Consider the following 21,143-nt stretch of genomic DNA (forward strand, 5'->3'; position numbering starts at 1 on the left):
CTGATTCCTTGATGACGGTGCCTGCGCGCCGCCGGATTGCCGTGCCGACGTCTGTCTTGCCTGTTACACCCTCAATGCGCTCCGCAGTCCGCGCTCAGCGCGAGCGCCTGTGCTGATGGCGATCCGTCAGCTCCCCGAGATCCTGATCAACCAGATTGCCGCCGGCGAAGTCGTCGAGCGGCCTGCCTCCGTGGTCAAGGAACTGGTCGAAAACGCGCTCGATGCCGGCGCCACCCGCGTGGATATCGAGCTGGAGGAGGGCGGCGTGCGGCTGATCCGCATCCGCGACAACGGCGGCGGCATCACTCCCGACGAGCTGCCGCTGGCGGTGTCGCGGCATGCCACCAGCAAGATCGCATCGCTGGACGATCTGGAAACCGTGGCAACGCTCGGATTCCGCGGCGAAGCCCTGCCGTCGATCGCCTCGGTCAGCCGTTTTGCGCTGATCTCGCGCCGCCACGATGCCGAACATGGCTCCGCATTGGAGATCGATGGCGGACGCCTAAGCGAGGTGGTGCCGCGCGCGCATGCGCCCGGCACCACGGTCGAAGTGCGCGAGCTGTTCTTCAACGTGCCGGCGCGGCGCAAGTTCCTGCGTGCCGAGCGCACCGAGCTGGGGCATATCGAAGAATGGCTGCGCTCGTTGGCGTTGGCGCGCCCGGATGTGGAATTGCGGGTGTCGCACAACGGCAAACCGTCGCGTCGCTACAAGCCGGGCGATCTGTATTCGGATGCGCGGCTGGGCGAAACGCTGGGCGAGGATTTCGCACGGCAGGCCCTGCGCGTCGATCACAGCGGCGCCGGCCTGCGGCTGCATGGCTGGGTCGCGCAGCCGCATTACTCGCGCGCCAGTACCGACCAGCAGTATCTCTACGTCAATGGCCGCTCGGTGCGCGATCGCAGCGTCGCGCACGCGGTCAAGATGGCCTATGGCGATGTGCTGTTCCATGGCCGCCAGCCGGCCTATGTGCTGTTCCTGGAACTGGATCCGGCGCGCGTGGACGTCAACGTGCATCCGGCCAAGCACGAGGTGCGTTTCCGTGAGGCGCGGCTGATCCACGACTTCGTCTACCGCACCTTGCAGGACGCGCTGGCGCACACGCGCGCCGGTGCGATGCCCAACAGCATCGGCACGGACGGCGCCAGCGATGCCGGCGCGGCGCCGGGCGGCGTGTTCAACCGTCCCGGCCACGCTGGCGGCAGTGGCGCTGGTGCCGGCTACGGCCACTGGACGCCATCGCAGACCCCGCTGGGCCTGCGTGTGGACGAGGCGCGTGCGGCCTACAGCGCGCTGTATGCGCCGCCGTCCAGTGGCGCGCAGCAGCAGTCTGCCGCCCTGCCGGAGGGCGCGGGGATGGGCCTGCCGGCGACTGCCGCAGACAGTGGCGTGCCGCCGCTGGGGTATGCCGTCGCGCAGTTGCACGGCATCTACATCCTGGCCGAGAACGCCGAAGGCCTGATCGTGGTGGACATGCACGCCGCGCACGAACGCATCGGCTACGAGCGGCTCAAGAACGCGCACGACAGCATCGGCCTGCACGCGCAACCGCTGCTGGTGCCGATGACGCTGGCGGTGGGCGAGCGCGAGGCCGATACCGCCGAGCGCGAAGCCGACACGCTGGCCAGCCTGGGCTTCGAGATCACCCGCGCCGGCCCGCAGTCGTTGCATGTGCGCAGCATTCCCGCGCTGCTTGCCAACGCCGAACCGGAGGCGTTGTTGCGCGATGTGCTCGGCGATCTGCGCGAGCATGGCCAGAGCCGGCGCATTGCCAGTGCGCGCGACGAGCTGCTCTCGACGATGGCGTGTCACGGCGCGGTACGCGCGAACCGGCGCCTGACCGTGCCGGAAATGAACGCACTGCTGCGCGATATGGAAATCACCGAGCGCTCGGGCCAATGCAACCATGGCCGACCGACCTGGGCACGGTTTACGCTGGGCGAAATCGATCGCTGGTTTCTGAGGGGGCGCTGATGGCTGTACTGCACAAGGGGAGCCGCTGGCTGCTCGGCATGCTGGTGTGTGCGGCACTGGCCGGCTGCGGCAAGGACGCACCGCCACCGGCAGCACCGGCCGCACTCGACAAGGCCTTCCTGGCCGACAATGCGGCCTGGCGCGAAGCGCGCCTGACCGAGTTGCGTGCGCCCGATGGCTGGACCAGCCTGGTCGGCCTGCACTGGCTGTCGCTGAAGGCGCATTACATCGGCAGCAGTGCCGACAGCGGCATCAGGCTGGCGGTCGGGCCGCCCAAGATGGGCATGGTCGCCACCGAGGCCGGCACGGTCTGGTTCGTGCCCGAGCGCGGCGCGGCATTGACCGTCGACGGCAAGCCGCTGGCCGGCAGGGTCCGCTTCCAGTCCGATCGCGACCCGCAGCCGACCTTCATCCATTTCGACGATGGCAAGGGCGTGTTGAGCCTGATCCACCGGGGCGACCGCAATGCGCTGCGGGTCAAGCATGCCGATGCGCCATCGCGCAGCCACTTCGCCGGTCTGGACTACTGGCCGGTCGATCCGTCCTGGCGCATCAGCGCGCGCTATGTGCCCAACGATGTCGGCAAGACCATCCCGATCGTGGACATCGTCGGCATCAGCAGCGAACAGCCCAACGCCGGGGCGATCACCTTCGATCGCAACGGCAAGGCGTACCGGCTGGAGACCATCGGCGAACCCGGGCGGCCGATGTTCGTGGTGTTCGCCGATCGCACCAGCGGACACGGCAGCTATCCGGCCGGACGCTTCCTGGATCTGGACGTGCCCGACGCCTCCGGGCATGTGGTCGTCGATTTCAACCGTGCCTACAACCCGCCGTGCGCGTTCACTCCGTTTGCGACATGTCCGCTGCCGCCGCCGGAGAACCGCATCGACCTGGCGGTGTCGGCCGGCGAGAAGACCTACAAGGTGCCGCACTGACGTGGAGAGGCCGACATGGTGAAGGCAAGCATGCGCACCCGGCTGGCAGCCTGGTGCGGCGGTGTGGTGATTGCTCTGGCGCTATGGAGCGGGGCGGCCGCGCCGACCTGGGCGCGCGCCGGCAGCGAGGCGCCGGCCGGTCCGCCGGTGCCGCTGTTGTGGAAGGTCGATGGCAAGGGCGGCACGCTGTATCTGCTGGGTTCGTTCCATGTGCTCAAGCCCAGCGATTACCCGTTGTCGCCGGATGTGATGCAGGCCTTCGCCAAGGCCGACCGGCTGGTGTTCGAACTGCCGCCCTCCGATGCGCAGTCGCCCGAACTGGCCGGCCGCATGCTGCAGGCGGCGCGGCGCAGCGACGGGCGTCGCCTGCAGGACGCACTGGATCCGAAGACCTGGCAGGCGCTGGCCACCTACGCCCGCAAACACGGGATGCCGGTGGACAGCTTGCAGCCCCTGGAACCCTGGTTCGTGGCGCTGACGATCAGCCTGACGGAGATGCGCCGGCAAGGCATGGACCCGAACGCCGGTCTGGACCATCATCTGATGGCGCAGGCGCAGATCAATGGCAAGCCGGCCGATGGACTGGAGCGTGCCGAAGAGCAGATTGCCTTGCTCGATGGCATGTCGCCCACCGAGCAGCATCAGCTGCTGGAGGAATCGCTGGACGACGCCGGCGCCAACGATCAGCTGCGTCAGCTGCACGCGGCCTGGCGCAGTGGAGATGTGCGCACCCTGTCCACGCAGATGGCCGAAGAGATGCGGCAGCACTACCCGGCGCTGTATCAGGACATCAATGTCGAGCGCAATGCGCGCTGGGTGCCGCGGCTGGAGCAGCGGCTGGGCAGAGGCAGCGGGACCACGCTGGTGGTGGTCGGTGCGCTGCACTTGCTGGGAAGCGATGGCGTGGTGGAGCGCCTGCGTGCGCGTGGCTACCACGTGGAGCGGATCTGCTCGGCTTGCGCGGAACAGGCCGGCCGCTGATTGGCGAGGTCGTGGAGCGGCTCACGCTCCACGCGCCGCGCTTGCGTTACCCGCGGTTGCGGGCCTTGCCGGTGGTGCCGGCGCTACCGGCAGTGCCGTGCGTGCCGGTGCCCATCGGGCCGCTGCCCATGCCGCTGGCACCCGGCGGCGGCACACCAGGGCCGCCCGGACGACCGAAGCCGGCACCGAAGTTGCGCTGGAATTCCTGCCACAACTCCAGGTTGCGCTCGGTCAGCTGGTTCATCATCGCCCACGGGGTCTGCCCTAGCAGGTTGCCCATCTGCTGGCGGAACTGCTGCTGCTGATCCAGGAATACCTGCATGCTGCGCTCCAGGTAGTTGCCCATGAAGCCCTGCAGCGAATCGCCGTAGAAACGGATGATCTGACTCAGCAACTGGGTCGACAGCATCGGCTCGCCGTCCTGTTCGCGGTCGGCAATGATCTGCAGCAAGACCGCGCGACTGAGGTCTTCGCCGCTCTTGGCGTCGCGTACCTCGAATTCTTCGCCGTCGATGATGAGCTGACGCACGTCCTCGATGGTGATGTAGCTGGAAATTTCCGTGTCATAGAGACGGCGATTGGGATACTTCTTGATGATGCGAAGTCCGGCCATGGAACGTTCACTCACAACGATAGTGCGCGCAGGATGGCGCACCGCAGCAGCCCTTGCAACCGCTACAAGGCCTTATTTTCTTAAGGAGACACCAAAAAAGAATGTTGCGCAGCATGATTTTCAAGGATTTTTATGCTGCATCGAAAAGTTGCAGCAAACCTCACCAGCCCATGTGGTGGCCGCCGTTGATATCTAGGTTGGAACCAGTGATCCAGGCGGCCTCTTCCGCAACCAGGAATGCCACCGCATAGGCGATTTCTTCCGGCCGGCCCAGGCGGCCGGTGGGGATGTCGGCGACGATCTTGGCGCGCACCTCCTCCGGGACCGCCATCACCATGTCGGTGGCCACATAGCCGGGCGAAACGGTATTGACGGTCACCCCGAACGCGGCGTTTTCGCGCGCCAGCGAGATGGTGAAGCCGTGCATGCCGGCCTTGGCGGCAGCGTAGTTGGCCTGTCCGTACTGGCCCTTCAGGCCATTGATCGAACTGATCTGGATCACCCGTCCCCAGCCGCGCTGGCGCATGCCCTCGATCACCGGGCGGGTAACGTTGAACACCGAGTTGAGATTGGTGTTGATGACGTCGTGCCATTGTTCGGCTGTCATGCGATGGAAGGTGGTATCGCGGGTGATGCCGGCGTTGTTGACCAGTATTTCGATCGGCCCCAGCGCTGACTGGACGTCCTCGACCAGGGTGCGCGCATGCTCGGAGGACGCCACATCGCCGCGGAACAGGGCGATGTCGTAGCCCTGGGTCTGCATGCGCTGCTGCCACGCCTGTGCCTTTTCGGCATTGCGGAAGTTGCTGGCCACCCGGTGGCCCTGGTCGGCCAGGCGCTTGCAGATGGCGGTGCCGATACCGCCGGTGCCGCCGGTGACCAATACGACGCGAGATGTCATGACGACTCCAATGGACAGGTAAGACTGGGGGCGGGCAGGGCACGGGCACGCTGCCCGGCCCGACGCCATTGCTGGGGCGCAATTCTAGTCACGCCGGGGCTTCGATGCGCGTCCGTTCGCGTCCAGATGCAGGTGCCGGGGCAGCCGCTGTGGCGTAAAATGCTGCACCGCATGCTGCAGCAAGGTGTCCAGCGCCGCATGGCGCGGCAATGCCGCCGGCTGCTGTCCCAGCACCGCCCAGGCGGCGTGCAGGGCCGGTTGCGGATCGGCGTCGTCCAGCGCGGGCGCAGCGTGCGACTTGGACAGCTTGCGGCCGGCGTGGTCCAGGATCAGCGGCAGGTGCAGGTAGCGCGGTTGCGGCAGGCCCAGTGCGCGCTGCAGCAGCAACTGGCGCGGGGTGGAGTCGAGCAGGTCGGCGCCGCGCACGACATCGGTGATGGCCTGCGCAGCATCGTCGACCACCACCGCCAGCTGGTACGCCCAGTAGCCATCGGCGCGGCGCAGCACCACGTCGCCGACCTCGGCATGCACGTCCTGCACCACGCGACCCTGCAGTGCGTCGTCGAAACCGACCGGCGGCTGTGGCGGCACCCGCAGGCGCACCGCGCGGCGGGCGCCCAGCGGCGCCACGCAGGCGTGGTGGATGCCGCCCATGCCGGCAAGGTCGGCCCGGCTGCAGCTGCATTCGAAGGCCAGTCCGGTCTCCAGCAAGGTGGCGACGGCGGCGTCGTACTGCGCATGGCGCTCGGACTGATACAGCACCGGCAGGTCCGAGCGCAGGCCGAAGGCGGCCAGCGTGCGCAGCTGGCGCTCGGAGGCGCCGGGTTCGGCACGCGGCGGATCGATGTCTTCGACACGCACGCACCACTGCCCGCCGGCGTGCCGCGCGAGCAGCCAGCTGCCAAACGCCGCCAGCAGGGAGCCGAAGTGCAACGGGCCGGTCGGGGAGGGCGCAAAGCGGCCGCGGTAGGGGAGGGCTGGCATGATCGGCTGAATCGTCGGTCAGGTGAATGCTTGATTTCAAGCGCTGACGACCGCAGATCCGCTGCAGGTCATCCTGCTCGCGTGGAGTCATCGCACCATGTTCAACCGCATTTTCCTGTTCCTGCTGACCAATTTTGCGGTGTTGATGCTGGCCGGCATCGTGATGTCGGTACTGGGTGTCAATCCCGCGCAGATGAGCGGCCTGCTGGTGATGGCGGCCGTGTTCGGGTTCGGCGGCTCGTTCATCTCGCTGCTGCTGTCCAAGTTCATGGCCAAGCGCAGCACCGGTGCGCAGGTGATCACCGAGCCGCGCACGCCGACCGAGCGCTGGTTGCTGGCGACAGTGCGGCGCCAGGCCGAGGCGGCCGGCATCGGCATGCCGGAAGTGGCGATCTACGACGGCCCGGAAATCAATGCCTTCGCCACTGGTGCCAACCGCAACAACGCGCTGGTGGCCGTGTCCACCGGGCTGCTGCAGAACATGAGCCAGGACGAAGCCGAGGCGGTGCTGGGCCATGAAATCGCACATGTCGCCAATGGCGACATGGTCACCATGGCTTTGTTGCAAGGCGTGCTCAATACTTTCGTGATCGTGCTGGCGCGGGTGGTCGGCGGCGTCATCGACAGCGCCATGTCGGGCAACCGCGACGGTGGCCGTGGCTTTGCCTACTACATCATCGTGTTCGTGCTGGAGATGGTGTTCGGCCTGTTCGCGACGATGATCGCGATGTGGTTCTCGCGTCGCCGCGAATTCCGCGCCGATGCCGGTGGCGCGCACCTGGCGGGCCGCGGCAAGATGATCGCCGCGTTGGAACGCCTGTCGCTCAACCATGGCCAGAACACCTTGCCATCGCAGGTGCAGGCCTTCGGCATCTCCGGCGGTGTCGGCGATGGTCTGCGCCGGCTGTTCCTGAGCCACCCGCCGCTGGCCGAGCGCATCGCTGCGCTGCGCGCCGCCAGCGGTGCGCCGATGTAAGAAGGTCTTGTCAGATGCACGCGTGGCGCATTGATTCACGCCGCCCAACAAAAAACCCGCGGCTTGCAGGTTTTTTGTTGGGCGGCGCAAGGTGGCAGTGATGCGCTATGACTACAACTCTCAGCCGAACTCGTAGTTCATCAACGGCCCGGTCGGTGCGACGAAATCGCCTTGCACATAGTCCACCCCGGCGCTGAAGAAGGTGCTCATCGACTGCGCATCGGCCACGAACTCGGCCACGGTGAGGATGCCGGCCGGCTGCGCGCGCGAGGTGATCTCGCGGATCTTGTCCTGGCTGTCGCGTGCCGAAGCCACTTCGCCGGTGATCCCGCGATCGAGCTTGAGGAAGGCCGGCTGGAAATGCGCCAGCAGCTGGAACGAATCCAGGCCCGAGCCGAACTGTTCCAGCCCGACCTTGCAACCCATCGCCGACACCGCCGCCAGGAACTGCTGGGCATTGCGCAGATGCGTGAACACCTTCGATTCCGGCGTCTGCAACCACAGCCGTTCGCCCGGCACGCCGTAGACAGCCAACTGCTCGCGGATGATGTCGATCATCTGCGGGTCGGAGAACGAATTGGGCCCGATACGTACCAGCAGGTGCGTTTTGTGTCCTGCACGTTGCCGTTCGCCGAGCTGGCGGATCGCGCGCGCCACCACCCAGCGATCGATCTCGGTGATTAGGTCGTGCTCCTCGGCAATCGCCATGAAGGCGTTCGGCGACATCATCTCGCCGTTGCGCTCCAGCCGCAGGAAGGCCTGGTACAGCTCCAGCGGCTCGCCCTGCAGATTAAGCACCGGCTGGTAATGCAGCAGGAAGCCGTCGCCGGCCAGGGCCTCGCGCAGTTGCTGTACCCAGCGTTCGATGCGTTCCTCTTCGGCCCGATCGCCTGCTGCCGGGTCGTAAATGCTGACCGCATTGCCGCCGAGCTCGGCCGTGGTGCGTACCGCCTCGGTGCCGCGGTTGAGCACCTGGCCGATGCTGGCGATCTTCTCGCCGATCTGCACCCCGCCGATGCTCACCGTCACCGTGGCCGAGCGCGCGCCGATGCTGAAGACATGTTGCGCAAAGGCGTCGCGTATCAGCTCCGCCAGTGCGTGCGTACGCGCGTAATTGCCGTCCATCAACAAGGCAAAGCTGTGCTCGCCGAAACGCGCGGCGACCACGCTGTCATCGCTCACGCTGGCCACATGCGCGGCCAGGGCGGCGATCAGCGCGTCGGCCGAATCCAGGCCAATCTCCGGCAGCAGGCGCGCGTAATGGTCGGGCTCGATCAACAGGAAGCCGGACTGGCCTTCGCTGCGGCCGGCGCGCGCCACGGCCTGTTCCAGCGCCACCATGAACGTGGGCCGGTTGAGCAGGCCGGTGACCTGGTCGCGCTGACGCAGGTCCTCAACCTCGCGCGCCAGCTCCGGATCGAATTCCTCGCGGCGGCGGAATACCACCTGGATGCACGGCTCGCCTTCGTAGGTCGCGGTGGCGAACTCCATCGTCGCCGGGAAGGTGTCGCCTTCCAGCCGGCGCGCGTCGACCTTGTACTGCGCCGGCGGCGGCTCGCCCTTTGACATGGCCTTGAGCAGCTGCTTGAAATCGTCGACGTACTGGGCGGCGATCATGTCCAGCAGCGACACGCCCTCGACATCGTCGAACGACTCGAAGCCAAACATCTCCAGATACGCCTCGTTGGCGCGGATGTGCATGCCTTCGTGCACGTAGGCGATCGGATCGCGCGAGGAGGCGATCAGGGCGTCGCAGCGCCGCTCGGTTTCGCGCATCTGCGCCTCGATGCGGCGCAGGCCACGGCGTGCCTGCAGGTCGGCCCATTCCGAGCGCACCAGCGCCAGCAGGTGTTCGGGACGATGACGCAGCACGATGGCGCGAATGCCATGCGCGGCGGCCTCGACCAACGCGTTTTCCTCGATTCGCTCGGCCAGCAGCATGATCGGAATATCCTTGCCGCTGCCGGCGATCTGCTGCTGCAACGCGTTCATCGGAATCTGCAGCGCCTGCCCGTGCAGGGCCAGGTCGATCTGGCCCGACAGCATGCTGGCGAGCTCTTCCGGAGTCTGCGGCCGCGATGGACGCACCGCGATGCCACCGTTGCGCAACGCAGTTACGATCGCCTCCGCGCCTTCGACACTGTCGTCGACGATCATCAGGCGGAGGGTGAGATCTTTGCCTTTTTGCATGCGCGTTTCCCTAGCGACGGGCTTTAATACACGAAGGAACTCGTCTGCGTCCATGTCTGTGGACAGGGCCGCATCCGGGGTGAGACTCAGGCCACGTTTCCATATGTCGATGCCGGGATCATGCGACGCTTCCGGCGGCATGACCGGACGCCCATGCCCATTGAAAGTTGTAGCCGCCCAACCATCCGGTCACATCCAGCACCTCGCCGACAAAGTACAGGCCGGCCACCAGCCGCGATTCCATGCTCGCACTGGAGACCTGGTTGGTATCGACACCTCCCAGCGTGACTTCGGCGGTGCGATAGCCCTCGGTTCCACTGGCGATCAGCGGGAAGGCGGCCAGCAGGTCCGCTGCGGCCTGCAGCTGCGGTGGGTCAAGCTGGCGGACCGGCTTGTCCGGCAACCACACCTCGCACAGGCGCTGGGCGAACCGCCGCGGCAGCACGTCGGCCAGCACGTTGCGCAGTTCGGTGGCGCCACGCTGTTTTTTTTGGTCGCGTAGCCATGCCGCGGCATCCTGGCCGGGCAGCAGGTCCAGGCGCAGGTCGTCGCCGGGCTGCCAATACGAGGAGATCTGGAGGATGGCCGGGCCGCTGACGCCACGGTGGGTGACCAGCATGAAGTTGCGGAAGCTGACCCCGTTGCACTGCGCCTGGACCGGTAGCGCCAGCCCGGACAGGTCCTGCAGCCGTTCCTGGTGCTTGCCGCTCAGGGTCAGCGGCACCAATCCGGCGCGCGTCGGCAACAGCGCGTGGCCGAACTGCTGGGCCAGCGCATAGCCGAAGCCGCTGGCGCCCATGCTCGGAATCGACAGCCCGCCGGTCGCCACGATCAGCGACTGCGCCTGCACGCGTCCCTGGCTGGTCTCCACGCTGAAGCCGTCGCTGCCGCGCTGCACCGATAGCACCTTGCAGTCGGTACGCACCTGCACGCCCGCCGCGTCGCACTCGTCCAGCAGCATGCGCACGATCTGCTTGGACGAGATGTCGCAGAACAGCTGGCCCAGCTCTTTCTCGTGATAGGCGATGCCGTGGCGCTTGACCATCTCCACGAAATCCAGCGGGCTGTAGCGGGCGAGGGCGGACTTGCAGAAGTGACGGTTGGCCGAGAGGAAGTTGCCAGGCGTGGTGCCGGTATTGGTGAAGTTGCAGCGGCCGCCCCCGGACATCAGGATCTTCTTGCCGACCTTGTTGGCATGGTCGATCACCAGCACCTGGCGGCCGCGCCGGCCCGCAGTGAAGGCGCTCATCAGTCCGGCCGCGCCGGCACCGACGACCAGCACGTCGCAACGCATGCTCATTCGGCCGGGGCTTGCCGCACCATCGGGGTCAGGGTGACGCTGCCGTGGTCGGCCAGCATCTGCACCTCGCCGTCCTGGATGATCACGTCGAAGCGCATGCCGCGCTGGATCAGCGCGCCCAGCGCTTCGGTGGCCTGCGAGTCCAGCTCGATCACGCGCAGGTTGCGCTGCCGGCTAAGCGCGTTGGCCTGCTTCTTCCACCAGGTTTCGGTGGCCTGGCCGCCATAGCCAATCACCACCGCCTCGCGCGACCGATTGCAGGCCTTGCGCACCCGGCTTTCGTCCGGCTGGCCGAGGTCGATCCACAGGTCCGGGTCGCCGGTGTAGTCGCGCCGCCACAGGTCGGGTTCGTCCTCGTTGCTGAGGCCGCGGCCGAATTCCAGGCGGTCGTCGGCGAACAGGGCGAACGCCAGCAGCCGCACCATCAGGCGCTCGTCGGTTTCGGAGGGGTGCTGGGCCAGGGTCAACGAATGGTTGGCGTAGTAGCCACGGTCCATGTCGCTGATCTGGAGTTCCGCCCTGCGGACGGTGGCGGTAAGGGCCATCAGGATGCCGGTTGCAAAGGGCACTTATGATACGCCCGCGCTGCAATCCCGGCATGGCGCGGTCAGCGCCGCGCCATCAACGAATGTCGCGAATGACCGCGGGGCAGGCATCGGCATCGACCCAGATATGCGGGCGGGACGGCAGGGCAGGCGTATTCATGTGCTGAAATCGAGAGGGAAAGGGCCTGACAGGTGGTCGGATCCGCCCTGACAGTAAAAAATTTGACGCAAGGTGTCGCTTTTTGCTGGGAACACGAGTACTGTGCACGCACTGTGTTTGCAAGGGTCACCGTGAATCGTGGCCTGATGCAGCCGGATCGTTACAGATCTCGCTTCATCGTTCCGCTTTACCAACGCCTGCAACTCAGTCTCAGCTCCGGCTTTTCGGACGCTGCGATTTATCCATCTATAGTTCAGGAGTTTGTAAATGTCAGATCGTCAGAGCGGTACCGTGAAGTGGTTCAACGATGCCAAGGGCTTCGGCTTCATTACCCCGGAAAGCGGCCCGGACCTGTTCGTGCACTTCCGTGCCATCCAGGGCACCGGCTTTAAGTCGCTGCAGGAAGGCCAGAAGGTAACCTTCGTCGCCGTGCAGGGCCAGAAGGGCATGCAGGCTGACCAGGTGCAGGCGGTCTAATCCGTCTGCAGCCGTAAGGTTGCCAAAAACGCCGGTCGCGCAAGCGACCGGCGTTTTTTATTGGGCGCGATTGCGTCAGTGCAACAGGCGGTATCGGGCTGTTCGCCCCGTTCGGGTGAGCACAGCGACGACACGGCGACCGGTAGCATATGCGGTTTCCGCGTGCAGCCTCTTTCATGATCACTGTCCACCATCTCAACAATTCCCGTTCCCAGCGCGTGCTGTGGCTGCTGGAAGAACTGGCGCTGCCGTACCAGATCGTGCGGCATGAGCGCGATCCCAAGACCATGCTGGCGCCGGCGGCATTGCGTGCGATCCATCCGCTTGGCAAGTCGCCGGTGGTTGTCGACGGCGATCTGACCGTGGCCGAGTCCGGCGCGATCCTGGAGTTCCTGGCCGAACGCTACGACACCGAATGCGCGCTGTCGCCGCCGCCGCGTCCGCTGGAATCGCCCGAGCGCCTGAAGTTCCGTTACTGGATGCATTACGCCGAAGGCTCGGCGATGCCGCCGTTGCTGATGACGCTGATCTTCGGGCGGATTCGTAGTGCGCCGATGCCGTTCTTCGCCAGGCCGATCGCACGTGCCATCGTGGACAAGGCGATGTCGGGCTTTGTCGGTCCGCAGCTCAAACTGCATCTGGACTGGATGGAGCAGTCGCTGCAGGCGAGCGAATGGTTTGCCGGTGAGCGTTTCACTGCGGCGGACATCCAGATGAGCTTTCCGGTACAGGCCGCGGCTGCGCGCGGCGGCGGGCTGGAAAGCTATCCACGCCTGCGTGCGTTTCTCGCGCGTATCGAAGCGCGTCCGGCGTACCAGGCCGCGCTGAAGAAGGGCGGCCCGTTCGAGCTGATGGGGCGCAAGCCCGCCGCGTGATGCCGCTGTCGCCGTGTCGAGTCTGTGCCCACAGAAGCTGCAGGTCGCCGCGCTTGCCGGTGCGCTGCTAGGGGTTGGCCAATCCCAAATCCCGATTCCCCAATCCCGCGCCACATAGACTCGCCGGCAGCGGCCACAAATCAATCGGGCGCCCGACATTGCCGCAGGAACTGCAGGGTGTCGCGCAGCACGGGTGAGCGCTCGGGCGATTTGCGCAGCGCCAGCACGATGCCGAGATGGCCCATGCCCGGATAGACCTTCAACTCGGCCGTGCCGCCCTTGCGTTGCAGGGCGTGCTGCAACGAGGTGCTGTTCTGCAGCTCGACCACACGATCGGCATCGCCGTGCTGCAGCAGCATCGGCGGTTCGTCGCCGCCGACGTAGTGCACCGGCTGCGATTGCTGTTGTGCGGCCGGTGCCTCGCCGAAGATCTCGATCAGCTCCGGATCGGTCAACGGCAGGAAGTCGTAAGGCCCGGCCAATCCCACCACCCCGCACAGCTGCCGGGGTTGCAGGCCTTGCGTCTGCAGCCAGCGCGCATCGGTACCCAGCAGCGCGGCCATGTGCGCGCCGGCGGAGTGGCCCATTACCGCCAGACGCGCCGGGTTCCCGCCGTAGTCGTGCGCATGCCGATAGCCCCAGGCGGTGGCGCCGGCAGCGTCGGACATGAAGCCCTGCAGGCCGACCTGCGGATACTTGCGATAGTCGGCCACCATCGCCACCACGCCCTGGCGTGCGAGCGCGCGGCCGACCCAGCGGTAGTTGGCGCGCGTCCCGCGCTTCCAGGTGCCGCCATAGAAGAACACCACCACCGGTGCATCCACCGCGCCGCGCGGCTGGTAGACGTCCAGGGCCAGACCATGCGCCGGATCGAACACCTGGTCGCGGTGCTCGACAATGCCGTCGCGGCTGGAGGCGGCGTTGATGCCGCCGAAGAACACGCTGCTGCAGGCGGTCAGTGTCAGCGAGCCGAGCAGCAGGAGGGTGGGGCGAAACCAGCGATAGGCGCGCGAGGGCATGGGCAATGTCATTTGAGGGGCGGGGAGGAATAACGCTGTGGCTGTCGCCGGCGTGTGCAGGACCAGCCCGCTTGCTGGCGGCCAGCTGATCGAAGATACGGTACGTGCGCAACGCCGGATGCGTGGTTGCCCATGCGAAGTTCACTGTCGCTGGCCTACGCTGGCACGCATGACGACTCTGCAGTTTGACAACCGCCTGCGACAGCAGCTGCCCGGTGATTCCGAACAAGGTCCACGCCGCCGCGAAGTGCGCGCTGCGTGGTCGACGGTGATGCCGACGCCGGTGGCCGCGCCACGCCTGCTGGCGTATTCGGCCGATGTCGCCCAACGGCTGGGGCTGGATGAGGCGGAGATCGGCAGTGCGCGCTTTGCCGAGGTGTTGTCCGGCAATGCGCTGTACCCAGGCATGCAGCCGTGGGCGGTCAATTATGGCGGGCACCAGTTCGGACATTGGGCCGGCCAGTTGGGCGATGGCCGGGCGATTTCGCTGGGCGAGGCGATCGGGATCGATGGCGGTCGCTACGAGTTGCAGCTCAAGGGCGCCGGCCCGACCCCTTACTCGCGCGGTGCCGATGGCCGCGCAGTGTTGCGCTCGTCAATCCGAGAATTCCTGTGCAGCGAAGCCATGCATCACCTGGGCGTGCCGACCACGCGCGCGCTGAGCCTGGTCACCACCGGCGATGCGGTGATGCGCGACATGTTCTACGACGGCCGGCCGCAGCGCGAGCCGGGCGCGATCGTGTGCCGGGTGGCGCCGTCGTTCATCCGCTTCGGCAACTTCGAGCTGCCAAGTGCGCGCGGCGATCTGGCGCTGCTGCGGCAATGGGTGGACTTCACCATCGCGCGCGACTTTCCGCAGCTGGAAGGTGCTGGCGAGGAGCTCTACGCAGCATGGTTCGCACAGGTCTGCGAGTGCACCGCGGTGATGGTGGCGCACTGGATGCGGGTGGGCTTCGTGCATGGGGTGATGAACACCGACAACATGTCAATTCTGGGCCTGACCATCGATTACGGCCCCTATGGCTGGGTCGACGACTACGACCCGGACTGGACGCCGAACACCACCGATGCGCAGGGCCGCCGCTATCGCTTCGGCACCCAGCCCCAGGTCGCCTATTGGAACCTGGGGCGCCTGGCGCAGGCGCTGGCGCCACTGTTCGCCGACCAGGCGCGGTTGCAGCAGGGGCTGGATCGCTTCCGCGATACCTACCTGGCCTGCGACAGGCGCGACACCGCTGCCAAGTTGGGTCTGGCCGACTGCCGCGACGAGGATCTGCAGTTGATCGATGCGCTGCGCGCGCTGATGCACAACGCGGAAATGGACATGACGCTGACCTTCCGCGGCCTGATCGCGTTGGTGCCGGAGCATCCCGATCCTGATCTGTTGCGTGAGGCTTTCTATGACGAGGACAAGCGCCTCGCGCATGCCGCGCAGTTGCAGGAATGGCTGCAGCGTTACGCTGAGCGGCTGCAGCAGGACACGCTGTCGCCGGAGGAGCGGCGCGAACGCATGCGCCTGGCCAACCCGCGCTACGTGCTGCGCAATTATCTGGCGCAGCAGGCGATCGATCTGGCCGAGCAGGGCGATCCGTCCGGCGTGCAGGCGTTGCTGGAGGTCATGCGTCGCCCGTACGACGATCAGCCGGGCCGCGAGGCGTTTGCCGCGCGGCGGCCGGACTGGGCGCGCGACCGAGCAGGTTGCTCGATGCTGTCCTGCAGTTCCTGACGCGCTCAGACGCAGGTCCGTCGTGACCGCAGCGGCGTGAGTCCGCGCAGCCTAGAATAGGTGGTCCCCACCGGCCCTGACGCCACCACCACCATGACTGACTGCACCCGCTGCGCCGGCACCAATTCTTCCGGACCCAATCAATGGTCCGAACGGATCCGCGACATCGCCGATTTTCCCAAGCCGGGCATCGTCTTCAAGGACATCACGCCGCTGCTGTCCGATGGCCCGGACTTCGCTTCCGCGCTGGACGAAATGGCGCAGCCCTGGCGCACCACGCCGCTGGATGCGGTGCTTGGCATCGAAGCGCGCGGTTTCATCCTGGGTGCGGCGCTGGCGCGCGAGCTGCGCACCGGGTTCGTGCCGGTGCGCAAGCCCGGCAAATTGCCCGGGCGTACCCTGGTCCAGGAATACGCGCTGGAATACGGGACCGATCGCATCGAGATGCACGAGGATGCGTTGCCACGCGGTGCCCGTGTGTTGATCGTCGACGACGTGCTTGCCACCGGCGGTACGCTGCGCGCAGCCTTGAGTCTGGCCGCACAGCTGGAGCTGGAAGTGGTCGGCGCGGCGGTGCTGGTGGAGCTGCTGGCGCTGCAGGGCCGTGAGAAGTGGGCCAACGACGTGCCGTTGCTGGCCACGTTGCGCTATTGATCCAGGTGCCTTGCCGATAGGCTTTCTGAAAACAGGAATGCGCAAGCGTGCGCATCCTCGTGGAGCGTGCGGCAGGCGCTATCGCTGCCGCTCGATCGGTTGGTCGGCAGGGTCGCTGCCGCGCGTTGATTACAGCTTGCTGACCCGGAACCGGCGTCCTTTGATCTTGCCCGCATGCAGATGCGCCAGCGCCTTGGCGACCTGCGCGCGGGCGATGGCGACATAGGAGCGGGTGGGGTAGATCGCGATCTTGCCGATCGCCGCGCCCGAGAGCCCGGCTTCGCCGGTCAACGCACCCAGAATGTCGCCGGCACGCAGCTTGTCGGTCTTGCCGCCGTCGATGCGCAGCGTGGTCATGGCCGCCTGCGGCAGCTGCGCCGGGCGGGCGGTGGCCAAGGGTGCGCGCGACCACTTCAGCGGCTGGCCCTGTTCGGCTTCCAGCGCCTGCGCGCGGCCGGTCTCGCGCGAGGCCACCAGGCTGAGCGCCAATCCGCGCTTGCCGGCGCGTGCGGTGCGACCGATGCGGTGGCGGTAGGTTTCGGTATCGGTGGGCAGCTCGTAATTGACCACTGCCGACAGGTCTTCCACGTCCAGCCCGCGTGCGGCCACATCGCTGGCCACCAGCACGTTGCAGCTGCGGTTGACGAAGCGCACCAGCACTTCGTCGCGGTCGCGCTGTTCCATGTCGCCGTGCAGGGCGAGCGCGGAGAAGCCGAACTCCTGCAGCGAGCCGGCCACCTCGTCCACTTCCTTGCGGGTATTGCAGAACACCACGCTGGATTCGGGATTGAAGCGCAGCAATAGGCCGGCGACGGCCTTCTGCCGGTAGGTCGGGTCGACCTCGAAGAATTGCTGGTCGATTTCCGGCGCGTTGTCGGCGCCTTCGACGGTGATTTCGACCGGGTCCTTGAGGATCTCGCGCGCCAGCGTACGGATGATGTCCGGGAAGGTGGCCGAGAACAGCAGGCTCTGGCGGTGCTTGTCGCAGCGGCTGGCGATCTCGCGGATGGGTTCTTCGAAGCCCATGTCGAGCATGCGGTCGGCCTCGTCCAGCACCAGCGTGCGCACGCCGCCCAGATGCAGGGCGCGCTTGCGGGCCAGTTCCTGGATGCGGCCGGGCGTGCCGACCACCACCTGCGGGTCGTGCGCTTCCAGCGAGGCCAGTTGCGGGCCGAGCGGCATGCCGCCGGTCAGCACCACCAGCTTCATGTTGGGGATGCCGGTGGCCAGCTTGCGCAGCTGCTTGCCGACCTGATCGGCCAGCTCGCGGGTGGGGCACAGCACCAGCGCCTGCGCGCGGGTCAATGCAGGATCGAGCTTCTGCAGTAGCCCCAGCCCGAAGGCGGCGGTCTTGCCGCTACCGGTCGGCGCCTGGGCGATGACGTCCAGCCCCTGCAGGATCGGCGGCAGGCTCTGCGCCTGGATGGGTGTAAGGACGGTGTAGCCAAGGGCGTCGATGCCGGGGGCCAGGGCCGGCGACAGCGGCAGCGCGGAGAATTCGTTCATGGCGCATTTTAGCGGGAATCGGGAGTGGGGAATGGGGAATGGGGAATGGGGAATGGGGAATGGGGAATGGGGAATCGCAACGGCGAGGCTTTTCCATTCCCGATTCACCATTCCCGATTCCCGTACAATCAGCGCATGCCTTTAATCACTCTGCAAAGCGTCGACTACAGCGTCGGCGGCCCCTTGTTGCTGGAAAAAACCGACCTCACGATCGAGCCGGGCGAGCGTATCGCCCTGATCGGCCGTAATGGCGCCGGCAAATCGACCTTGATGAAACTGATTGCCGGCGAGCTCAAGCCCGACGACGGCGAAGTGCGCGTGCAACAGGGCGTGCGCATCGCGCGGCTGGAGCAGGAAGTGCCGCAGGGTACCGGCGGCAGCGTGTTCGACGTGGTGGCCGACGGCCTGGGCGAACTGGGTCATTGGCTGGCCGAGTTCCATCAGCTCAGCCATGCCGATGTGTTCGATGCCGACGCGTTCGGCAAGGTGCAGGCCAAGATCGATGCAGCCGAGGGCTGGGCGCTGGATCAGCGCGTCAGCGAGACGCTGACCAAGCTGGAGCTGGACGGCGATGCGGAGTTTGCGCGGCTGTCCGGCGGCATGAAGCGGCGCGTGCTGCTGGCGCGCTCGCTGGTGTCCTCGCCGGATGTGCTGCTGCTGGACGAGCCGACCAACCATCTGGACATCGAGGCCATCGACTGGCTGGAGTCGTTCCTGAAGAACTGGAACGGCAGCGTGCTGTTCGTCACCCATGACCGGCGCTTCCTGCGCGCGTTGGCCACCCGCATCGTCGAGATCGATCGTGGACAGGTCACCAGCTGGCCGGGCGACTGGGCCAATTACGAGCGTCGCCGTGAAGAGCGGCTCAATGCGCAGGCGCAGGAAAATGCGCGCTTCGACAAGATGCTGGCGCAGGAGGAAATCTGGATCCGTCAGGGCATCAAGGCGCGGCGTACCCGCGACGAAGGCCGCGTACGGCGCCTGGAATCGATGCGCAACGAGCGTGTGCAGCGCCGCGACCTGACCGGCAACGTGCGCATGGAAGTCTCGCAGGGCGAGTCCTCCGGCAAGAAGGTGATCGAGGCCAAGGAGGTCGGCTTCGCGTTCGGCGCGCGCACGATGGTCAAGGATTTTTCGACCATCATCCAACGCGGCGACCGGATCGGGCTGATCGGCCCCAACGGCAGCGGCAAGACCACCTTGCTGAAGTTGTTGCTGGGCGATCTGCAGGCGCAGCAGGGCGAGATCCGCATCGGCACCAATCTGCAGATCGCCTACTTCGATCAGTACCGTTCCACGCTGCGCGAGGACTGGAGCGCGATCGAGAACGTGGCCGAAGGCCGCGATTTCATCGAGATCAATGGCAAGCGCAAGCATGTGCATGCGTATCTGCAGGACTTTTTGTTCACCCCCGAGCGCGCACGTGCGCCGATCACCAGGCTGTCCGGTGGCGAGCGCAATCGGCTGCTGCTGGCCCGCCTGTTCGCGCAGCCGTCCAACCTGCTGGTGATGGACGAACCGACCAACGATCTGGACGTGGAAACGCTGGAGCTGCTGGAAGAGCTGCTGGGTGAATATACCGGCACCTTGTTGCTGGTCAGCCATGACCGCGACTTCCTCGACAACGTGGTGACCTCGACGTTGGTGATGGAAGGCGAGGGCTTGATCGGCGATTACGTCGGCGGGTACAGCGATTCGCTGCGTCAGCGTCGGACCCCGGCGCCCAACGCGATGGCGGTCGCCAAGGCATCGTCGACGGCAGCGGCGACCACGCCGGTGGCGGCTGCGCTGCCGGCCGATGCCGCGCCCAAGCGCAAGCTCAGCTACAAGGACGCGCGTGAGCTGGAGCAGTTGCCGGCGTTGATCGAAACTCTGGAGCAGCGGGTCGCGGCACTGACCGAGGCGATGAACGACCCTGCCTTCTACCAGCGCGACAGCGCGGCGATGGCTGCGCATACCGCCGCATTGGGCGATGCGCAGGCGCAGCTGGACGCGGCGTTCGCGCGCTGGAGCGAGCTGGATAGTTGACGATCGGGCCGGTGCGCGACTGCGTGCCGGCCTTGTGGATTCGTGCCTCGAACAGCTTGCAAGCGCGCACACCACGTCCACTGCGCGATGACCGCCGTTCGGACGGTGCGTAGGGTAAAACGCGGGATGGATACGCGCAGCTCATCGGCGATCATCTGCGTGATGCGTCTGATGGTCGCGCCGTGTACCAGTGGTCTTGCAGTGCGTCTCGCAGGCAGCGCCTAGTCGCAGGCACTCGCAGGCGCCACGAATGCCGCAAACGTCAGCCCGCGCGCGGCCCAGGCGGTGGCCGCCTCGTCGAGAATATCCAGCAAGGTGTTGCGGTCGTTCGGTGCAGTGCGGGCCAGCGCATCGGCGCCGTCGATCAGCAGCGCATAGCCATGCGACGCCGGCAGCCATGCCAGATCGCGCAAGGCATCGGAGAGCGCGTCCCAATTGCGGCCGAAGCTGGCCGGGAAGTCCAGTTGGGTGGCCAGGCGCATCAGCAACCTGTGCTTGTCGCTGCAGCTGGCCAGGTCCACGCGCAGGATGTGCAGGCCGGCATCGCGTGCGAGCGCGGCCATGGTGTCCAGGTCGCCGGTCTCGGCTTGATAGACGCCCGATTGCTGCGGGTCGGACAGATCCAGTGCGAAAGCGCCTGTGCTCATGGCGCCTGCTCCCCCGCCGGACCCTGGAATGATCTGAAACTCTGGTAATGATCGTCGCTGTAATACCACGCCTGCGGCGGCGTACCGCCGGTGACGAGACGGCGCGCGCCGCGATCGGGGCTGCCCGGCGTTTCCACGGTGTATTCGTGGTAATAGCCGCGCGGACGCTCGGGCAAGCGCTGCTCACGATTGCCGAAGACGCTGCCGTCCTGCTGATGCGGAAACGGCCCGCCGCGTTGGATCAATACGATCGTGGCCATTGCCTCGGTCGGTAGAAATCCCGGCAGCTCTTGCTGCTGCGGCGAGCGTTCGACCGGTGCAGCCGCGGCGATCGGCGCACTGAGCTGTGGCGCGAAGTGCGGCTTGGGCGTCTGCATCGCACGCATGCCCCACAACCCGGCGACGAGCAGCACGATGGCGACGATCAGTAAAGCGGGCTTGCGCATGACAGGTCCGGAAACAGCGTGTGGAGACGGCAGGGCAAGTATGCCGCTGCACGACTGTGTCGACTTTGAACGCGCCGGGTGGCGAGGCGGTTCACGCCCAAGTAACCGGGGCATGGTGCAAGGTGTGCAGCGGATACGACGCGGCATGCGATGGGATGAAGTTTCCCTGCCAACACCCTTGGTAAGCGCCGACGCCGTCCCTACC

19 protein-coding genes and 1 pseudogene are annotated in these 21,143 nt (G+C 66.4%); 9 read left to right on the top strand and 11 right to left on the bottom strand.

The window, feature by feature from the left end:
* Positions 1-115: 115 nt before the first annotated feature.
* The 3 genes from mutL to FHT08_RS06765 are packed head-to-tail and all read left to right on the top strand — an operon-like array spanning position 116 to position 3,891.
* A complete protein-coding gene (gene mutL, locus FHT08_RS06755; RefSeq protein ID WP_166774634.1) occupies positions 116-1,972 on the top strand; it encodes a DNA mismatch repair endonuclease MutL in 1,857 nt (618 codons plus the stop codon).
* Complete coding sequence (locus FHT08_RS06760; RefSeq protein WP_166774635.1) at positions 1,972-2,910, top strand: DUF1684 domain-containing protein; 939 nt, start codon at positions 1,972-1,974, stop codon at positions 2,908-2,910. The genes mutL and FHT08_RS06760 overlap by 1 nt, the downstream gene beginning before the upstream one ends.
* Before the next feature lie 15 nt (positions 2,911-2,925).
* Positions 2,926-3,891 (top strand): TraB/GumN family protein, encoded by a 966-nt coding sequence (locus FHT08_RS06765; RefSeq protein WP_166774636.1) that lies wholly within the window; start codon positions 2,926-2,928, stop codon positions 3,889-3,891.
* Positions 3,892-3,937: 46 nt separating this feature from the next.
* Here the strand turns inward: FHT08_RS06765 and phaR are convergent, their stop codons facing one another.
* The 3 genes from phaR to gluQRS form a co-directional block, all read right to left on the bottom strand.
* A complete protein-coding gene (gene phaR / locus FHT08_RS06770; protein ID WP_166774637.1) occupies positions 3,938-4,504 on the bottom strand; it encodes a polyhydroxyalkanoate synthesis repressor PhaR in 567 nt (188 codons plus the stop codon).
* Between the two features lie 160 nt (positions 4,505-4,664).
* Positions 4,665-5,405, bottom strand: coding sequence for a beta-ketoacyl-ACP reductase (locus FHT08_RS06775; RefSeq protein ID WP_104604811.1), 741 nt, complete (start codon positions 5,403-5,405; stop codon positions 4,665-4,667).
* A gap of 84 nt (positions 5,406-5,489) precedes the next feature.
* Entirely contained in the window at positions 5,490-6,389 is a 900-nt protein-coding gene (gluQRS, locus tag FHT08_RS06780; protein WP_166774638.1) for a tRNA glutamyl-Q(34) synthetase GluQRS, read from the bottom strand.
* Between the two features lie 97 nt (positions 6,390-6,486).
* Between gluQRS and htpX the strand changes: the two genes are divergently transcribed.
* Positions 6,487-7,365: a protease HtpX gene (htpX, locus tag FHT08_RS06785; RefSeq protein ID WP_166774639.1), complete on the top strand. Its 879-nt coding sequence runs from the start codon at positions 6,487-6,489 to the stop codon at positions 7,363-7,365.
* A gap of 120 nt (positions 7,366-7,485) precedes the next feature.
* Here the strand turns inward: htpX and FHT08_RS06790 are convergent, their stop codons facing one another.
* The 4 genes and pseudogenes from FHT08_RS06790 to FHT08_RS20195 all read right to left on the bottom strand — a co-directional run.
* Complete coding sequence (locus tag FHT08_RS06790) at positions 7,486-9,555, bottom strand: EAL domain-containing protein (protein ID WP_104537104.1); 2,070 nt, start codon at positions 9,553-9,555, stop codon at positions 7,486-7,488.
* 118 nt (positions 9,556-9,673) lie between these two features.
* The gene (locus FHT08_RS06795; protein ID WP_166774640.1) at positions 9,674-10,855 is read right to left on the bottom strand and encodes an NAD(P)/FAD-dependent oxidoreductase; all 1,182 of its coding nucleotides are present in this window, start codon (positions 10,853-10,855) and stop codon (positions 9,674-9,676) included.
* Positions 10,852-11,400 (bottom strand): YaeQ family protein, encoded by a 549-nt coding sequence (locus tag FHT08_RS06800; protein WP_024939301.1) that lies wholly within the window; start codon positions 11,398-11,400, stop codon positions 10,852-10,854. The genes FHT08_RS06795 and FHT08_RS06800 overlap by 4 nt, the downstream gene beginning before the upstream one ends.
* 79 nt (positions 11,401-11,479) lie before the next feature.
* Positions 11,480-11,560: pseudogene (locus FHT08_RS20195) on the bottom strand (YaiI/YqxD family protein); the annotation flags it as partial.
* Positions 11,561-11,827: 267 nt separating this feature from the next.
* On the opposite strand from FHT08_RS20195, the gene FHT08_RS06810 reads away from it, so the two are divergent.
* Positions 11,828-12,037, top strand: coding sequence for a cold-shock protein (locus FHT08_RS06810; RefSeq protein ID WP_006451993.1), 210 nt, complete (start codon positions 11,828-11,830; stop codon positions 12,035-12,037).
* A 176-nt stretch (positions 12,038-12,213) separates the two neighbouring features.
* Positions 12,214-12,912: a glutathione S-transferase gene (locus FHT08_RS06815; RefSeq protein ID WP_104604909.1), complete on the top strand. Its 699-nt coding sequence runs from the start codon at positions 12,214-12,216 to the stop codon at positions 12,910-12,912.
* A 140-nt stretch (positions 12,913-13,052) separates the two neighbouring features.
* On the opposite strand, the gene FHT08_RS06820 is transcribed toward FHT08_RS06815, so the two are convergent.
* Entirely contained in the window at positions 13,053-13,931 is an 879-nt protein-coding gene (locus FHT08_RS06820) for an alpha/beta hydrolase (protein WP_166774641.1), read from the bottom strand.
* Between the two features lie 169 nt (positions 13,932-14,100).
* On the opposite strand from FHT08_RS06820, the gene FHT08_RS06825 reads away from it, so the two are divergent.
* The gene (locus FHT08_RS06825; RefSeq protein ID WP_104537108.1) at positions 14,101-15,657 is read left to right on the top strand and encodes a YdiU family protein; all 1,557 of its coding nucleotides are present in this window, start codon (positions 14,101-14,103) and stop codon (positions 15,655-15,657) included.
* A gap of 93 nt (positions 15,658-15,750) precedes the next feature.
* A complete protein-coding gene (locus FHT08_RS06830) occupies positions 15,751-16,311 on the top strand; it encodes an adenine phosphoribosyltransferase (protein WP_104537865.1) in 561 nt (186 codons plus the stop codon).
* A gap of 129 nt (positions 16,312-16,440) precedes the next feature.
* On the opposite strand, the gene dbpA is transcribed toward FHT08_RS06830, so the two are convergent.
* Positions 16,441-17,817 carry an ATP-dependent RNA helicase DbpA gene (gene dbpA / locus FHT08_RS06835; RefSeq protein WP_024939307.1) on the bottom strand — a complete coding sequence of 459 codons (1,377 nt, stop codon included), beginning with the start codon at positions 17,815-17,817 and terminating at the stop codon, positions 16,441-16,443.
* 135 nt (positions 17,818-17,952) lie between these two features.
* Here dbpA and FHT08_RS06840 point away from each other — a divergent pair, with 135 nt between their 5' ends.
* Positions 17,953-19,845: an ATP-binding cassette domain-containing protein gene (locus tag FHT08_RS06840; RefSeq protein WP_166774642.1), complete on the top strand. Its 1,893-nt coding sequence runs from the start codon at positions 17,953-17,955 to the stop codon at positions 19,843-19,845.
* 221 nt (positions 19,846-20,066) lie between these two features.
* On the opposite strand, the gene FHT08_RS06845 is transcribed toward FHT08_RS06840, so the two are convergent.
* Positions 20,067-20,492, bottom strand: coding sequence for a barstar family protein (locus FHT08_RS06845; RefSeq protein ID WP_166774643.1), 426 nt, complete (start codon positions 20,490-20,492; stop codon positions 20,067-20,069).
* Complete coding sequence (locus FHT08_RS06850) at positions 20,489-20,938, bottom strand: ribonuclease (RefSeq protein WP_166774644.1); 450 nt, start codon at positions 20,936-20,938, stop codon at positions 20,489-20,491. Before FHT08_RS06850 ends, FHT08_RS06845 begins: the two co-directional genes overlap by 4 nt.
* Positions 20,939-21,143 lie beyond the last annotated feature (205 nt).

This window comes from Xanthomonas sp. CFBP 8151 (genome assembly GCF_011761885.1).
Classification (GTDB): domain Bacteria; phylum Pseudomonadota; class Gammaproteobacteria; order Xanthomonadales; family Xanthomonadaceae; genus Xanthomonas; species Xanthomonas arboricola_B.

Bases quoted from the DNA above. Each gene is read 5' to 3' on its own strand.
- FHT08_RS06840 (WP_166774642.1), top strand. From the start codon at position 17,953: ATGCCTTTAATCACTCTGCAAAGCGTCGACTACAGCGTCGGCGGCCCC.
- FHT08_RS06765 (WP_166774636.1), top strand. From the start codon at position 2,926: ATGGTGAAGGCAAGCATGCGCACCCGGCTGGCAGCCTGGTGCGGCGGT.
- FHT08_RS06825 (WP_104537108.1), top strand. From the start codon at position 14,101: ATGACGACTCTGCAGTTTGACAACCGCCTGCGACAGCAGCTGCCCGGT.
- FHT08_RS06795 (WP_166774640.1), bottom strand. From the start codon at position 10,855: ATGAGCATGCGTTGCGACGTGCTGGTCGTCGGTGCCGGCGCGGCCGGA.
- FHT08_RS06760 (WP_166774635.1), top strand. From the start codon at position 1,972: ATGGCTGTACTGCACAAGGGGAGCCGCTGGCTGCTCGGCATGCTGGTG.
- FHT08_RS06850 (WP_166774644.1), bottom strand. From the start codon at position 20,938: ATGCGCAAGCCCGCTTTACTGATCGTCGCCATCGTGCTGCTCGTCGCC.
- FHT08_RS06820 (WP_166774641.1), bottom strand. From the start codon at position 13,931: ATGCCCTCGCGCGCCTATCGCTGGTTTCGCCCCACCCTCCTGCTGCTC.
- FHT08_RS06810 (WP_006451993.1), top strand. From the start codon at position 11,828: ATGTCAGATCGTCAGAGCGGTACCGTGAAGTGGTTCAACGATGCCAAG.
- phaR (WP_166774637.1), bottom strand. From the start codon at position 4,504: ATGGCCGGACTTCGCATCATCAAGAAGTATCCCAATCGCCGTCTCTAT.
- dbpA (WP_024939307.1), bottom strand. From the start codon at position 17,817: ATGAACGAATTCTCCGCGCTGCCGCTGTCGCCGGCCCTGGCCCCCGGC.
- FHT08_RS06815 (WP_104604909.1), top strand. From the start codon at position 12,214: ATGATCACTGTCCACCATCTCAACAATTCCCGTTCCCAGCGCGTGCTG.
- FHT08_RS06790 (WP_104537104.1), bottom strand. From the start codon at position 9,555: ATGCAAAAAGGCAAAGATCTCACCCTCCGCCTGATGATCGTCGACGAC.
- htpX (WP_166774639.1), top strand. From the start codon at position 6,487: ATGTTCAACCGCATTTTCCTGTTCCTGCTGACCAATTTTGCGGTGTTG.
- FHT08_RS06800 (WP_024939301.1), bottom strand. From the start codon at position 11,400: ATGGCCCTTACCGCCACCGTCCGCAGGGCGGAACTCCAGATCAGCGAC.
- FHT08_RS06775 (WP_104604811.1), bottom strand. From the start codon at position 5,405: ATGACATCTCGCGTCGTATTGGTCACCGGCGGCACCGGCGGTATCGGC.
- gluQRS (WP_166774638.1), bottom strand. From the start codon at position 6,389: ATGCCAGCCCTCCCCTACCGCGGCCGCTTTGCGCCCTCCCCGACCGGC.
- mutL (WP_166774634.1), top strand. From the start codon at position 116: ATGGCGATCCGTCAGCTCCCCGAGATCCTGATCAACCAGATTGCCGCC.
- FHT08_RS06830 (WP_104537865.1), top strand. From the start codon at position 15,751: ATGACTGACTGCACCCGCTGCGCCGGCACCAATTCTTCCGGACCCAAT.
- FHT08_RS06845 (WP_166774643.1), bottom strand. From the start codon at position 20,492: ATGAGCACAGGCGCTTTCGCACTGGATCTGTCCGACCCGCAGCAATCG.